Genomic DNA, 13,643 nt, shown 5'->3' with positions numbered 1-13,643 from the left:
GCCCCAGATGATGCGCAGATGAGCAGGCTCCCATCCGCAGTTGCGAAACCATCGAACGTATGTTCGAATGGTGGGCATGCGATGGGAAGGGCAGACCGCGACGCACGTCGACGCCGACGCGCTGCCGGGGCTCGAGGAGCGTTCGAGCGTGCTCGAGCAGTGGCCGACGCCGGGCTTCGACGGCGCCTCGTTCCTCGAGGTCACCGCGAAGAGCGCCCTCAATCGCGTGCCCGGCGGCGGCTTCATGGGAGGCACCTGGACGATCAACCCCTACCGCGGCTGCCAGCACGCCTGTCGCTACTGCTTCGCGCGCAACACGCACACCTACCTCGACCTCGACGCGGGCGCCGACTTCGACTCGCGCATCGTCGTGAAGGCCAACCTCGTCGAGGTGCTCGAGCGCGAGCTGGCCGGCCCGCGTCGCGAGGTCGCCGCTGTGCAGCTGGGCACGAACACCGACCCCTACCAGCGCGCCGAGGGGCGCTACCGCCTCATGCCGGGCGTGCTGCGGGCGCTCGCGCGGCACGGCGCATCCATCTCCATCCTCACGAAGGGCACGCTGCTGCGGCGCGACCTGCCGCTGCTGGCCGAGATCGCCCGCGACGTGCCCGTGGCGGTCGCCATGTCGATCGCGATCTTCGACGACGCGCTGCAGCAGGAGGTCGAGCCCGGCACCCCGACGACCCGCTCGCGCCTCGCGACGGTGAGCGCCGTGCGCGACGCGGGCCTCGACTGCGCCGTGTTCGCGATGCCGGTGCTGCCGGGCCTCACCGACACCCGCGAGCACCTCGAGCGCGCCTTCGCCGCGATCGCCGAGGCCGGTGCCACGAGTGCGATCGCCAGCTCGCTGCACCTGCGGCCCGGCGCCCGCGAGTGGTACCTCTCGTGGCTGCGGGAGGCGCATCCGCACCTGCTGCCGCTGTACGGGCGGGTCTACGGCCGCGACGCCTACGCCAAGCGGGAGTACCGCGAGTGGCTGCGGGCGCGCATCCGACCCCTGCAGCAGCAGCATCGGCTGGCGCCCGTGCGACTGACCGACGGCACGGGTCTCGCCGCTCCCCCGCCGCGGGCGCAGCAGCTGCCATCGACGAGCGAGCCCCTCACCGTCGCGGCGCCGCTCTTCTGAGCCTTCGTCGCACGCTCAGGCCGTCTCGACGAACGAGCGGATGCGGGCGCTCGCGTCGGGATGATCGATCACACGGTGCCCGTGGCCCGCCAGCACCTCGTGCTGGGCGCCGAGCGCTGCCAGGGCAGCCGCGACCTCCTCGTACTCGGCGTTCCAGCCGCCGGTGAGCACCAGCGTCGGCGTCTCGGCGAGGCACTCGGGGTCGATGGGGTGCCGCCAGGGGGCACCGTGCAGGCGCGTGCGGCGCGACCACCGCAGCGCATCCGCCGTCGCCAGCTCGCCAGGGTCCTCGCCGCGCAGCTCGCGCAGGAAGCTGCGGCCGAAGGCGTCGTCGGTGAGCGTCGGGTCGAGGTAGATCGGCTCGAGCCGCTCGATCAGGGCCGCGGTCGCCGGCCGGTCGCGCGCGAGCTGGAAGAGCGCGGGCTCGATGAGCACGAGCGCCGCCGGCAGCTCCATGCAGGCGGCCATCGCCGCGACCACGCCGCCGTAGCTGTAGCCGACGATCCCGTGGGCGTCAGCCGATTGCAGGGCGAGCGACTGGGCGGCCACTGCGACGTCGCCGACCGCCGGCTCATCGTCGCCATAGCCCGGCAGCACGGGGAACTCGGCGTCCGGGAACCCTGCGGCCTGCTGCGGAAAGGCATCGGCCCCGACCGCTCCGGTGCCGTGCGCGAAGACGAGGCGCATGGGCGGATCAGCGGCCGTGGTCGGTCGGTGCCAGGAAGCGCGGCTCGATGCGGCGCTCGATCGCCTGATCGCCATCGCGAGTCACGACGTAGGCGCCCTTGTCGGGGATGTCGCTGATGGCCTCGACCAGCTCGGTGCCGCGGTAGACGAGGCCGACGCCGTCGTCGGTGCAGTGCGTCTCGCCCAGCGTGCCGTTCGCGACCAGCTCGTGCACGAGCGGGCGGCGCCGCACCTCGTTGTCGTAGTGCACGCCGTTGTCGTAGGGCAGCAGCTCGAGGCCGTTCGTGATGGGGTCGAGGCCCGGGCCGAACGAGTCGGTCGTGCCGCCGCGGAACCAGCAGATCGAGCCTGCAGAGACGCCCGCGAGCACGACGCCGGCCTCCCACGCCTCGCGGAACACCGCATCCAGTCCGTGCAGTCTCCAGAGCGCCAGCAGGTTGGCGACCGAGCCGCCGCCGACCCAGACGGCATCGGCGTCGAGCACGAGCTCGCGCAGGTCGTCGACGTTGGGCATCGGATAGAGCGACAGGTGCCGCAGGTCGAAGCCCGCCACGCGGCCTGCGGCGCTCACCGAGGCCGCCACGTCGGGCCAATCGCCCAGCGCCGTGCCGACGTACAGCACCGTGGGGGTGCCGGCCGCGCCGGAGAGGTCGACCGCGTGGCGGGCGATGGGGCTGAACTCTCGCATGACGCGGCGTCCGCGCATCATGCCGCCGCTCGTGGCGACGATCGTCGGGTGATCTGCAGGCATGCGCTCCACTGTAGGAGCGCGGCGCCGCCTGCGCGAACCTGCGCCCGTCAGGCGAGCGGGTAGCGCGCGTGCTCGTCGAGCGTGAGGAGATCCTCGAGGTAGCCGAGGTTGCCCGTGGGCTCCGGCTCGACGCCCTCGGTCAGGTGCCAGGTGCCCCACTCGAGCTTCATGTAGGTGAGCGCTGCCGGCCACAGCTCGCGCTCCTGCCGCGTCAGCGGGCTCGCAGCGAGGTAGGCGTCGCGGAAGGCCACCCACTCGTCGCTGCCGAGCGCATTGCCACCGGAACCCGCGTGCTCGAGCGGAAACAGCAGCGCCGCGACGGCGAGGTCGAGGATGCGCGGGGCGAGCGCCGCGTTCTCGAGATCGAGCATGAGGGCGCCCTCCGCGTCGAACAGCAGGTTGTCGGCGCGGTGGTCGAGGGATGCGGGCAGCTGCGGCACGTCGGCGGCGCGCACCCGCTCGAGCAGCTGCGGGAAGCCATCGAGCTGCGCGACCCAGCGCTCGACGTCGGCGCTCGGCCAGTGCTCGGCTGCAGACGCGCGGATCGCCTCGATGTCCTCGTCGATCGAGTCGCGCTCGGGGTTGCCCCACTCGAAGCCGGGGAAGCCATCGATCACCAGCTCGGCGGAGGCCGCGTGCATCTCGCCGAGCAGCCGCCCGGCTGCGGCGAGGTCGGCGGCGCCGCCATCCCACGTGCTCCCCGCGAGCCGCGGGTAGGCGACCCAGTGCTCCGCGTCGGCGCTGCCGTCACCGACCGTGGCGACCGGAAGCAGGGGCGCGACGGTGCGGATGCCACGGGCGACGAGGGTGCGCTGCCAGGCCTCGAGGGGCTCCGGGCTGCTCCACGTCTGCTTCACCACCGCCGGCACGTCCTCGGCACCGCCGTGCACGCGCGCGCTCCAGACCTGGCTCCAGGAAGAGAGGGATGCACCGCCATCGATCGTGAGCAGGTCTCCGAAAGCGGTCTGGACGTCCTGTCGATCAGCCATGCCCCGCACGCTATCGGCCGCGACTGTGCGGCCGATCAGCGCTTCGGCCAGTGCCAGACGGGCTGGTCGAGCAGCCCCTCGCGACCGGCCACGGTGGTCTCGCCGCTGACCTTCTCCAGCTCGACGCGTGTGCCGCCCAGCGCATCCGCCAACGCCGCCTGGTGCGTGACGACGACGACCTGCGTCGCCTCGGCGGCCTCGCGGATGCGGGCGGCGAGCGCCGGCACGAGCTCGACGTGCAGGCTGCGCTCTGGCTCGTTCAGCACGATGAGCTCTGGCTTCTCGGCCGAGAGCATCGCGGCGGTGAGCAACAGGTACTGCAGCGTGCCGTCGGAGAGCTCGGGCGCCGTCAGCGGCCGCAGCAGCCCGGGCTGCTCGAGGGCGACCTGCATGCGGCCGTCGCTCATGGGCAGCAACAGGCTCGAGCCGGGGAACGCGTCGTCGATCGCGGCCGACAGCGCTCGCTCCCCGCCCATCTCGATCGCAGTCTGCAGCACCGCAGCGAGGTTCGCGCCATCGTCGTCGAGACGAGCCGAGCGGGTCGCGACCTGCGGCTGGCGCGCCGGTGCCGTCGCATCGGTGCGCAGCGCGTCGTGGAACCGCCAGCTGCGCAGCATCCGGCGTGCGCCGGCCAGCTCGGAGGCCTCCGCGTGGCCGGCGAACTCATCGAGCACCGACGCCCACGGGTGCAGGCTGCGGGCGAGCTCGGCCCAGCCGCCATCGGCCATCGCGCGCGCGGACCCGTGCTTGCGCTCGACCAGCACACCCGCCGGGCGCGGATCAGCGCCCGCGAAGACGTGCTCCTGCTTGATCTGCGGGTCGAGATCGAATGCGCTGCGCTGAGCGACCGGCAGACCCAGGTCGATCGCGTAGCCGAGGTGGTCGGTCGCGACGCCGAGGCGCAGCGACACCGGCCCGCTGCGCAGGGTGCCCTCCGTGCGCTGGCCGCGCATCGTGCCCCGCTCCGGCCCGGCCCAGCGCACCGCGTCGAGCCCGCCGACCCCGGCGAGCGAGCTGATCACGCGGCCCTCGCCGCAGTCGGCGAGCAGCCGCAGCGCCCGGTAGAGGCTCGACTTGCCCGAGCCGTTCGCGCCCGTGACGACCGTCAGCGGCGCCAGGTCGACCACCAGCGAGCGGATCGAGCGATAGCCCGCGATCGCCAGCCGCGTGATCACGCGCCGAGCATCCCGCGCGCGTAGGCCGCCTGGCCCGCGTGCTGCACGTCGTCGTCGACGATGCTCACGAGCCGCACGCCGAGCGTGACGGGCGGATCCCACGCCTCGTCGACGACCCGGTCGAGGTCGTCGCCGGTGAGCGTGCCGAGGTAGCGCAGCGTCGCAGCGTGCACCGCGTCCAGGTAGTCGAGCAGCGACTGCGCTGACTCCGGCTGCACCGAGCGCACCGCTGCAGCATCGTGCCCGTACCCCGTGTCGGATGCGTCGGGCTCGCGCCCGAAGCGCGCCGCCCATCCGCCGCTCAGGTAGACCTGCGGGGTGCCTGCGACATCGGCGATCTGGGCGTCCTGCCCGCGAGCGAGGTGCCAGACGAGCCAGCCGATGGGGTTCGTGCCGTCCGCGGGCGCGGTGGTGAGCTGCTGCGGCGTGAGGCCCTCCACCGCGACGCGCGCGAGCGCTGGCAGGCGCGAGAACGACTCGGTCAGCAGTGCGACGGCGTCCATCACGCCTCCTCGACGGCCGGGAGGGCGTCTGGGCCCTCGGTGACGAGGATGCGGAAGCCCTCGGCGTCGAGGATGCGGATGCCCAGATCCTCTGCCTTCGTCAGCTTCGAGCCCGCGCCGGGGCCGGCCGCGACGAAGTCGGTCTTCTTCGACACGCTCGATGCCGCCTTGCCGCCGGCGGCGATGATCGCCTCCTGCGCGCCGTCGCGCGTGTAGCCGTCGAGGCTGCCGGTCGCGACGACCGTGAGCCCGGCGAGCACGCCGCCGCGCTCTGCCGCCGCGCCGGGACCCGGGTGATCGGGCGTCGCGAACCGCACGCCGGCATCCCGCCACGTCTGCACGATCTCGCGGTGCCAGTCGACCGCGAGCCACTCGACGACGGCATCGGCGATGATCGGGCCGACACCTTCGACCTGCGCGAGCTCCTCCGCCGTCGCGGCTTCGATCGCAGCGAGCGAGCCGAACCAGTCGGCGAGCGCTCGCGCCGCCACGGGGCCGACGTGGCGGATGTTGAGCGAGACGAGCTGGCGCCAGAGCTCCTTGGTCTTGGCGGCCTCGAGCTCCTCGATGAGCGTCGTCGCCTGGGCTGAGGGGTGCAGCACCCGGTGGTCCTTGCGGATCCCCGCCTTGCGCCGCTCGGCGGCCGTCAGCTGCTCGGCACCGGGCGGGTAGGTCAGCTCGACCTTCTGGAACGGCGCGCGCACGACCGGCCGCCCATCCTCGTCGACCTTCGGCTCGCCCGTCTCGGCATCGCGCACGACCACCTCGATCGGCACGAGCTCGTCGAGCGTCAGCTGGAACAGCCTCGCCTCCGTCACGAGCGGCGGCGCCACCGGCACGGTCGGCTGCGTGAGCGCGGCTGCGGTGACCTCGCCGAGCGCCTCGACGTCGAGGCCGCCGCGCGAGCCGATGTGCTCGACGCGGCCGCGCACCTGCGCGGGGCACGACTCGGCGTTCGGGCAGCGCAGGTCGATGTCGCCCTCCTTCATGGGGCGCAGCGGCGTGCCGCACTCGGGGCATGCGGCCGGCATCTCGAACTCGCGCTCCGAGCCGTCGCGCAGCTCGACCACGGCGCCCAGCACCTCTGGGATGACGTCGCCGGCCTTCCGCAGCACCACCGTGTCGCCGATCAGCACGCCCTTCGCGCGCACCACATCCTGGTTGTGCAGCGTCGCCTGCCGCACGACCGAGCCCGCGACGTGCACGGGCTCCATGACCGCGTAGGGCGTCGCACGGCCGGTGCGACCGACGCCGACGGCGATGTCGAGGAGCTTCGTGTGCACCTCCTCCGGCGGGTACTTGTAGGCGATCGCCCACCGGGGGGCGCGACTCGTGACGCCCAGCTCGGCGTGCAGCGCGAGCTCGTCGACCTTGACGACCACGCCGTCGAGCTGGTGCTCGACCTCGCCGCGACCCGCGCCGTACTGCTCGACGAAGGCGACCACGCCATCCACTGCGTGCTCGACCCTCGTGTGCGGGCTCGTGGGCAGCCCCCATGAGGCGAGCAGCTCGTAGACCTCGCTCTGGGCTGCGACCGGCGGGTCGTCCCACGCGCCGATGCCGTGCACGTAGACCGCGAGCGACGCGATGCGCGCCTCGCCGCCCTCGAGCTCGAGGCCGCGCTTCTTCTCGAGCTGCTGGCGCAGGCCACCGGATGCGGCGTTGCGGGGGTTCGCGAAGGTGGGGAAGCGCGCGGCGGAGCTCTTCCTGGCACGCTCCTCGCCGAGCCGCGGCAGCGCATCCTGATAGGCCCGCTCGCGCAGCGCTTCCTGCAGCTGGTTGAGCCGTTCGAACGCAGCGACCGGGATGAACGCCTCGCCGCGCACCTCGACGATCTCGGGGTGGCCCTCGCCCGAGAGCCGCTCGGGGATGCCCGCGACCCGCAGCGCGTTCGTCGTGACGATCTCGCCGACCCGCCCGTCGCCGCGCGTGGCCGCGGAGGTCAGCACGCCTCGCTCGTAGCGCAGCGACACCGCGAGGCCGTCGATCTTCAGCTCGGTGAGCCATGCGACCTCGCGTCCGGCCGCCGCCTGGGCCTTCGCGCACCATTCGCGCAGCTCGTCGACCGAGAAGACGTTGTCGAGGCTGAGCATGCGCTCGGCGTGCTGGATCGTCGGCAAGCCGCTGGATGCGGCCCCCTGCACCGCCTGCGTCGGCGAATCCTGGCTCTGCAGCTCTGGATGCTCGCGCTCGAGCGCATCGAGCTCGTGCACGAGCGCGTCGTAGGTCGCGTCGTCGATCAGCGACTCGTCGCGGTCGTAGTAGGCAGCACTCGCCGCCTCGATCTGCTCTCGCAGCGCTTGCGCGCGGGCATTGGCATCGCTCAAGGAGGCCTGTGCCTCGATTCCCAGCATGGACCCATTGTGCACGGCGCCACCGACAGCCATGCTTGTCCCCCAGTCCGTTCCTGTGCACCGCCTAGCAAGTCCATGAGGAATCTCCCATCGCGGGCAATCCGAGTGGACCAGGGTTCCGAACCCTGACCGACACCCCGTGCGCCATGTCGGCGCACAGGCCGGCAACGGCCAACACAGAAGGAGGAGTCATGACCCAGTCCCCGAACCGACTCGTCGCCACGATCTTCGGCGCCGTCTACCTGCTCGTCGGCGTGCTCGGCCTCTTCGTCGCCGGCGGCAACTTCGCCGGCTCTGAAGGCGGCCTGCTGCTCGGCATCTTCCAGGTGAACCACCTGCACAACATCGCGCACCTCGCGATCGGCGCTGCTCTGCTCATCGCAGGTCTGCGCAGCACTCCCGCCGCGAAGGGCGTGAACGTCACCGTCGGTGCCGTCTACCTCCTGCTCGGCATCGTCGGATTCTTCCTGGTCGGCACGGCGCTCAACATCCTGGCGCTCAACACGGCCGACCACATCCTGCACCTCGCCTCGGCGATCGTGCTGCTCGGCACCGGGCTCGCGCTCGACCGCAGCACGACCTCGCAGCGCGCGCACGCGTAGGGGAAGAGCATGGATGCGCTGATGCGGATCATCGGAGCCGTAGCAGCGCTCGGCGCGGCGCTCATCGCACTCGCGGTGGGCGCCGCTGCCGCGCCGGTGGCGGCGGTGCCGCTGCTGGCCTCCGGCATCGCCCAGGCGGTGATCGCGGTGCTCGCGCTGCGTGGCACACGGCTTCCGGTCGCCGTCGTGCTGCTGCCGCTCACCGTGCCGACACTCGTCTGGCTCGGAGCACTGATGGTCATGCCTGACGGCACTGCTGTGCTGCCGCTCGGGCCGATGCTCGCTGAATCGGGGCTCGCGCTCGCCGCCGCCGCGCTCATCGCTCGGCCGTCGCGCTCGATGTCAGCGCCGAGGCCGCTGGCTGCGGTGCTGTCGCTCCTGGGCTCCGCCGCGGTGGTCGCCGCCGTAGCAACGGCCGCGCTCGCCGGCACCGAGGCCGGTCAGCATGCAGTGCCGCACGGAGAGCACGGCGGGCACGGCGCGCAGCAGGAGCAGGCGCCGCTGGATCCGCAGATCGACGAGTCGCTGCTCGAGGAGCACGGCCACCACTGAGCCCCCTGGGCGGCGTGGCCTGCGCGCCTCGACGTCCGCCGTCGCCTCCGCTCGCCGCCGCCCCGGTCGGCGAGCAGATCGTCGAACAGCCTCAGGCCGACATGCGGTCGTCTGCGGGCACACGCTCGTCAGCAGCGACCGTGCGGTCGATCGTGACCTGCCCCAGCACGCGCGTTCCGAGATACAGCACCGCAGACTGCCCGGTCGCGACACCGGTGAGCGGCTGCACCGCGTCGATCACGAGCTCGTCGCCGATCATGCGCGCATGCGCCGGCACAGGGTCGGCATGCGCGCGGATCTGCACCTCGATCTCGAGCCCATCGACGAGCGCCGGATGCGGTGCCCCTGCATGGGAGATGCGGCTGCCGGCGAGGCGCGACACGGCGAGCGCCTCCTTCGGGCCGACGACCAGCTGGCGAGTGGAGGGCTTGACCTCCAGCACGAAGCGGGGGCGGCCATCCGGTGAGGGCACGCCGAGCGAGAGGCCGCGGCGCTGCCCGACCGTGTAGCCGTGCACGCCGTCGTGGCTGCCGACGACCGTGCCGTCGCGCTCGACGATCTCGCCGGGGTCGACGCCGAGCCGCTCGGCCAGGAAGCCACGGGTGTCGCCGTCGGGGATGAAGCAGATGTCGTGGCTGTCGGGCTTCTGCGCCAGCAGGAAGCCGCGCTCCGCGGCCTCCGCGCGAACCTCGGCCTTGGTGGGCGTGGTCGCGAGCGGGAACCAGCAGTGCGCGAGCTGCTCGCCGGTGAGCACGCCGAGCACATAGGACTGATCCTTCGCCCAGTCGGCCGCGCGATGCAGCTCGACGCCGGGCAGCGTGCTGCCGGTCTGCTCGGCACTGGCCTCGGCGCGCTCGACGCGCGCGTAGTGGCCCGTCACGACGCGGTCGAAGCCGAGCCCGATCGCGCGGTCGAGCAGCGCCTCGAACTTGATCTTCTCGTTGCACCGCAGGCACGGGTTCGGGGTGCGCCCAGCGGCGTACTCGTCGACGAAGTCCTGCACCACATCCGCGTGGAAGCGCTCCGAGAAGTCCCAGACGTAGAACGGGATGCCGAGCCTGTCCGCGACCCGGCGCGCATCCATCGCGTCCTCGACCGTGCAGCAGCCACGGCTGCCGGTGCGCAGCGTGCCGGGCATGCGGCTGAGCGCGAGGTGCACGCCGACGACCTCGTGGCCGGCATCGACGGCGCGCGCCGCCGCGACGGCGGAGTCGACGCCGCCCGACATGGCTGCCAGCACCTTCATGCGTGCGCTCCCCTCATCCGTGGTCGCTCGAACCTTCTTCCCACCAGGCTACCGACCCCCTCGCCAGCGCGCCCCCGCGCCCCCGAGCCCCCGCGCCCCCGAGCCCCCGAGCCCCCGAGCCCCCGAGCCAGATTGTCGGGTCTGCGCTCGATTGTCGCGACATTCCTGCACAGACCTGACAATCTGCGGTCGCCCGGCGGCGGTCGGGGCGGCGCAGATGCGGCCGCGGGCGCGGCGGCGGATGCGTCAGCGGGCGCAGGCGCGGGCGCGGGCGCGCGGCGGATGCGTCAGAGGGTTCGGGCGCGGGCGATGGCGGTGGGGAGCGCGGCCAGCAGGGCGTCGACGTCGGCAGCGGTCGTCGTGCGGCCGAGCGAGAGTCGCAGCGGTGCGACGCCCTCGAGGCCGCACGCGCGCACCACGTGCGACTCGCGCGCGACGCCCGCCGAGCACGCCGAGCCGTTCGAGACGGCGAAGCCAGCCTCGTCGAGCAGGAACTGCAGCGACTCCCCCTGCGCGCCCTCGACGACGAGGTGCGCGATGTGCGGCAGCCGCTCCCGAGTGGCCAGCAGCTGCACGCCGGGCAGCGCCGCGACCGCCGCGAGGATGCGATCGGTGAGCTCGCGCAGCCGCGCCGACTCCTGCTCGAGCTCCGCGAGCGCCTCCTCTGCCGCGAACGCGAACAGCGAGGCACCGAGCGCATCCTGCGTGCCGGAGCGCAGCCCGCGCTGCTGCCCGCCGCCGTGATGCAGCGCCTGCAGCTTCGCGTCGCGCCGCACGACCAGCGCTCCGACACCGTGGGGGCCACCGAGCTTGTGGCTCGCGACGCTCATGAGCGACGCCCCGGTCTCGGCGAACCGCAGCGGCAGATGACCGAACGCGCCCACCGCGTCGAGGTGCAGCGGCACGCCCGCGCGTGCCGCCGCATCCGCCACCGCTGCGACCGGCTGCAGCGAGCCGACCTCGTTGCTCGCGACCAGCATGGTGGCGATGGATGCGATGGCGCCGGATGCCGTGGCCCCGGATGCGGTGGCGCCGGATGCCGTCGGCCCTCCTGCGAGCGCCGCAGCGAATGCGTCGGCGTCGGTCACGGCGTGCGCGTCGACGCCGATCCAGCGCACCGCCGCACCCTGCCGCTCGAGCCACTCGACGGCGTCGAGCGTTGCATGGTGCTCTGCGACCGGCACGACGATCGGGCCGATCGCAGCCGGATCGCGCCCGTCGGCTGCCGCCCACCACGCGCCTTTGACGGCGAGGTTGATCGACTCGGTGCCGCCGGAGGTGAAGATCACCTCGGTCGGATGAGCGCCGATGGCTGCAGCGAGCCGCTCACGGGCGTCCTCGAGCACGGCCAACGCGCGCTGGCCCTCACGATGCGTCGATGCCGGATTGGCGAGCGGCTCGGCGTCGGCGAGCGCCCTGCGCACCGATGGGCGCATGGGCGTTGCCGCTGCGTGATCGAAGAGCCGCATGACCGAATAGCCTAGAGCGCGTGGTGGAGGCTGTCGGTCGCGCGAGAGGGCTCGAGCGCATCGACGCCGGCAAGCGGCTCACGGTCTGGTCGAAGCATGCCGAGCGCATGGAGTTGCGCGTGTTCGACCGGGGCGACCCCGACTGGCTGCGCACGTCGATCCCGATGCAGCGGCATGGGGATGTCTTCGTCGTCGAGACCGACGCGCTGCCGACGGGTACCCCCTACGCGCTCGGCGTCGATGGCCCCGTCGGCCCCTGGCACGCCTTCGACTGGTCGCGCAACGCGCTGCCGCCGCACGCTCGCGGCGTCGTGCGCACGCCGCACGGCCAGCATCGCGCCACCGTGATCGACCCGGCGTTCGACTGGGGCGACACGGCCAGCCCGAGCATCCCGCTCGACCGCCAGGTGATCTATGAGGCGCACGTGAAGGGGTTCACGAAGCTGAGCCCCCACATGCCTGCCGAGCTGCGCGGCACCTACGCGGGCCTCGCCCATCCGTCGACGATCGCCTACCTCAAGGATCTCGGCGTCACCACCGTGCAGCTGCTGCCGGTGCACCTGTTCGCCTCCGAGCAGCGGCTGATCCAGCAGGGGCGCGTGAACTACTGGGGCTACAACACGCTCTCCTTCTTCGCCCCGCACAGCGCATACGCCTCCCGCAGGGCGCAGTTCGACGGCACCGGCGGTGTGCTGCGCGAGTTCAAGGGCATGGTGCGGCTGCTGCACGAGGCTGGACTGCAGGTGTACCTCGACGTGGTCTACAACCACACGGCCGAGGAGGGTGCGGGCGGGCCTCCCTCGAGCCTGCGGCTGATCGACAACGCCTCCTACTATCGCGTCGCCGACGACGGCTCGATGATCGACTACACCGGCTGCGGCAACACCGTCGACTTCTCGGTGCCGGCCGCGCAGGATCTCGTCATCGACTCGCTCGCCTACTGGCACCGCGAGATGGGCGTCGACGGGTTCCGCTTCGACCTGGCCCCGGTGCTCGGGCGCGGGGCCGACGGCGCCTTCGACCCCGGGCACCCGCTGCTGCACCGCATCCTCGCCGAGCCCGAGCTCGCAGCGGCGACCATGATCGCCGAGCCATGGGATGTCGGCCCCGACGGCTGGCGGACGGGCTCGTTCCCGGCAGGCTTCAGCGAGTGGAACGACCGCTTCCGCGACACCGCGCGGCAGTTCTGGCTCAGCGACCTGCGCTCGTTCCGGCACGGCGGCGAGGGCTCCACCGGCGTCGGTCCACTCGCCCACGCGGTCTCCGGCTCTGCCGGGCTGTTCGCCCACCAGCGCGGGCCGCTCGAGAGCGTCAACCTCATCACGGCGCACGACGGCTTCACGCTCAGCGATCTCACGCGCTACGACCGCAAGCACAACGAGGCGAACGGCGAGGACGGCCGCGATGGCGCCGACGACAACCGCTCCTACAACCACGGCATCGAGGGCCGCAGCGACGACGTCGGCGTGCAGCTCGACCGCCGCAGATCGATGCGCAACCTGCTCGGCACGCTGCTCGTCTCAGCGGGCGTGCCGATGCTGACGATGGGCGACGAGTTCGGCCGCACGCAGCGCGGCAACAACAACGCCTACTGCCATGACTCGGCGCTGACGTGGATGCGGTGGGATCGCAGCGACTGGCAGGAGGCCTTCCTCGCGCAGACGCGTCGCCTGCTGCAGCTGCGGCGCGAGCACCCGGCGCTGCGGCCCCTCTGGTACGGCCAGAGCGGCCAGCGCGTCGCCGGCTCCTCGCGGCTGGAGTGGTGCAACACCGCCGGCGAGCCCATGACGATCGACGACTGGGATCACTCGCACGAGCGCACCATGCAGCTGCTCGCCGAGTCGACGCCGCTCGACGAGCCCTACTCGCGCGTGCTGGTGATCTTCCACGGCTCGCCGCGCGACACGCTCGTGCAGACGCCCGCGCCCGACGGCGCCACCGCGCTGGAGCTGCTCTGGGACTCCGCGGCCGACCACCACGGCGACGAGCAGGTCTCCCCCGGCGCCCGCGTCACGGTCTCGGCGATGAGCATGCGGGTCTACGCCGTGCACGGCCTGCCGGCAGCCGGCGAGCCCGAGGCGACGGTCATGGTGCTGCGCACGCCGCCGTCCCCGCCTGCGGTCGAGGGGGACGCAGAGGTCGAGGTCGAGGCCGCGACCCCCGCGCGGGGAGCGCAGTCGTAGCCTCGC

12 protein-coding genes are annotated in these 13,643 nt (G+C 72.7%); 4 read left to right on the top strand and 8 right to left on the bottom strand.

The features are described 5' to 3' along the window. Positions 1-76: 76 nt before the first annotated feature. Positions 77-1,126, top strand: coding sequence for an Rv2578c family radical SAM protein (locus tag MKD51_RS07565; RefSeq protein ID WP_240239720.1), 1,050 nt, complete (start codon positions 77-79; stop codon positions 1,124-1,126). Between the two features lie 15 nt (positions 1,127-1,141). Here MKD51_RS07565 and MKD51_RS07560 read toward each other — a convergent pair whose 3' ends face one another. The 6 genes from MKD51_RS07560 to ligA are packed head-to-tail and all read right to left on the bottom strand — an operon-like array spanning position 1,142 to position 7,585. After that, entirely contained in the window at positions 1,142-1,813 is a 672-nt protein-coding gene (locus MKD51_RS07560) for an alpha/beta hydrolase (protein ID WP_240239719.1), read from the bottom strand. A gap of 7 nt (positions 1,814-1,820) precedes the next feature. Beyond that, positions 1,821-2,564, bottom strand: a complete 744-nt coding sequence (locus MKD51_RS07555; RefSeq protein ID WP_240239718.1) for a peptidase E — start codon at positions 2,562-2,564, stop codon at positions 1,821-1,823. A gap of 47 nt (positions 2,565-2,611) precedes the next feature. Next, positions 2,612-3,553: a phosphotransferase gene (locus tag MKD51_RS07550; RefSeq protein WP_240239717.1), complete on the bottom strand. Its 942-nt coding sequence runs from the start codon at positions 3,551-3,553 to the stop codon at positions 2,612-2,614. 35 nt (positions 3,554-3,588) lie between these two features. Further along, positions 3,589-4,728 (bottom strand): AAA family ATPase, encoded by a 1,140-nt coding sequence (locus MKD51_RS07545; protein ID WP_240239716.1) that lies wholly within the window; start codon positions 4,726-4,728, stop codon positions 3,589-3,591. Beyond that, positions 4,725-5,231, bottom strand: coding sequence for a DinB family protein (locus MKD51_RS07540; protein WP_240239715.1), 507 nt, complete (start codon positions 5,229-5,231; stop codon positions 4,725-4,727). Before MKD51_RS07540 ends, MKD51_RS07545 begins: the two co-directional genes overlap by 4 nt. Next, on the bottom strand, positions 5,231-7,585 hold the full coding sequence (gene ligA / locus MKD51_RS07535; RefSeq protein ID WP_240239714.1) for an NAD-dependent DNA ligase LigA: 2,355 nt from the start codon (positions 7,583-7,585) through the stop codon (positions 5,231-5,233). Before ligA ends, MKD51_RS07540 begins: the two co-directional genes overlap by 1 nt. A gap of 191 nt (positions 7,586-7,776) precedes the next feature. On the opposite strand from ligA, the gene MKD51_RS07530 reads away from it, so the two are divergent. Both MKD51_RS07530 and MKD51_RS07525 read left to right on the top strand, forming a co-directional pair. After that, positions 7,777-8,187: a DUF4383 domain-containing protein gene (locus MKD51_RS07530; protein ID WP_240239713.1), complete on the top strand. Its 411-nt coding sequence runs from the start codon at positions 7,777-7,779 to the stop codon at positions 8,185-8,187. A 21-nt stretch (positions 8,188-8,208) separates the two neighbouring features. Continuing rightward, complete coding sequence (locus tag MKD51_RS07525; protein WP_240239712.1) at positions 8,209-8,739, top strand: hypothetical protein; 531 nt, start codon at positions 8,209-8,211, stop codon at positions 8,737-8,739. A 91-nt stretch (positions 8,740-8,830) separates the two neighbouring features. Here MKD51_RS07525 and mnmA read toward each other — a convergent pair whose 3' ends face one another. Together mnmA and MKD51_RS07515 are read right to left on the bottom strand one after the other, a co-directional pair. Continuing rightward, on the bottom strand, positions 8,831-9,985 hold the full coding sequence (mnmA, locus tag MKD51_RS07520; protein ID WP_240239711.1) for a tRNA 2-thiouridine(34) synthase MnmA: 1,155 nt from the start codon (positions 9,983-9,985) through the stop codon (positions 8,831-8,833). Positions 9,986-10,272: 287 nt separating this feature from the next. Further along, on the bottom strand, positions 10,273-11,454 hold the full coding sequence (locus MKD51_RS07515; protein WP_240239710.1) for an aminotransferase class V-fold PLP-dependent enzyme: 1,182 nt from the start codon (positions 11,452-11,454) through the stop codon (positions 10,273-10,275). A 20-nt stretch (positions 11,455-11,474) separates the two neighbouring features. On the opposite strand from MKD51_RS07515, the gene glgX reads away from it, so the two are divergent. Further along, positions 11,475-13,637: a glycogen debranching protein GlgX gene (gene glgX / locus MKD51_RS07510; RefSeq protein ID WP_240239709.1), complete on the top strand. Its 2,163-nt coding sequence runs from the start codon at positions 11,475-11,477 to the stop codon at positions 13,635-13,637. The last annotated feature ends 6 nt before the right edge of the window (positions 13,638-13,643 follow it).

Source organism: Agrococcus sp. ARC_14 (genome assembly GCF_022436485.1).
Taxonomy (GTDB): domain Bacteria; phylum Actinomycetota; class Actinomycetes; order Actinomycetales; family Microbacteriaceae; genus Agrococcus.
The sequence above is the reverse complement of the archived record's forward strand: the minus strand, read 5'-3'. Positions and strand labels throughout refer to the sequence as shown.

Bases quoted from the DNA above. Each gene is read 5' to 3' on its own strand.
- ligA (WP_240239714.1), bottom strand. From the start codon at position 7,585: ATGCTGGGAATCGAGGCACAGGCCTCCTTGAGCGATGCCAATGCCCGC.
- MKD51_RS07565 (WP_240239720.1), top strand. From the start codon at position 77: ATGCGATGGGAAGGGCAGACCGCGACGCACGTCGACGCCGACGCGCTG.
- MKD51_RS07525 (WP_240239712.1), top strand. From the start codon at position 8,209: ATGCGGATCATCGGAGCCGTAGCAGCGCTCGGCGCGGCGCTCATCGCA.
- MKD51_RS07530 (WP_240239713.1), top strand. From the start codon at position 7,777: ATGACCCAGTCCCCGAACCGACTCGTCGCCACGATCTTCGGCGCCGTC.
- MKD51_RS07550 (WP_240239717.1), bottom strand. From the start codon at position 3,553: ATGGCTGATCGACAGGACGTCCAGACCGCTTTCGGAGACCTGCTCACG.
- MKD51_RS07560 (WP_240239719.1), bottom strand. From the start codon at position 1,813: ATGCGCCTCGTCTTCGCGCACGGCACCGGAGCGGTCGGGGCCGATGCC.
- mnmA (WP_240239711.1), bottom strand. From the start codon at position 9,985: ATGAAGGTGCTGGCAGCCATGTCGGGCGGCGTCGACTCCGCCGTCGCG.
- MKD51_RS07540 (WP_240239715.1), bottom strand. From the start codon at position 5,231: ATGGACGCCGTCGCACTGCTGACCGAGTCGTTCTCGCGCCTGCCAGCG.
- MKD51_RS07555 (WP_240239718.1), bottom strand. From the start codon at position 2,564: ATGCCTGCAGATCACCCGACGATCGTCGCCACGAGCGGCGGCATGATG.
- MKD51_RS07515 (WP_240239710.1), bottom strand. From the start codon at position 11,454: ATGCGGCTCTTCGATCACGCAGCGGCAACGCCCATGCGCCCATCGGTG.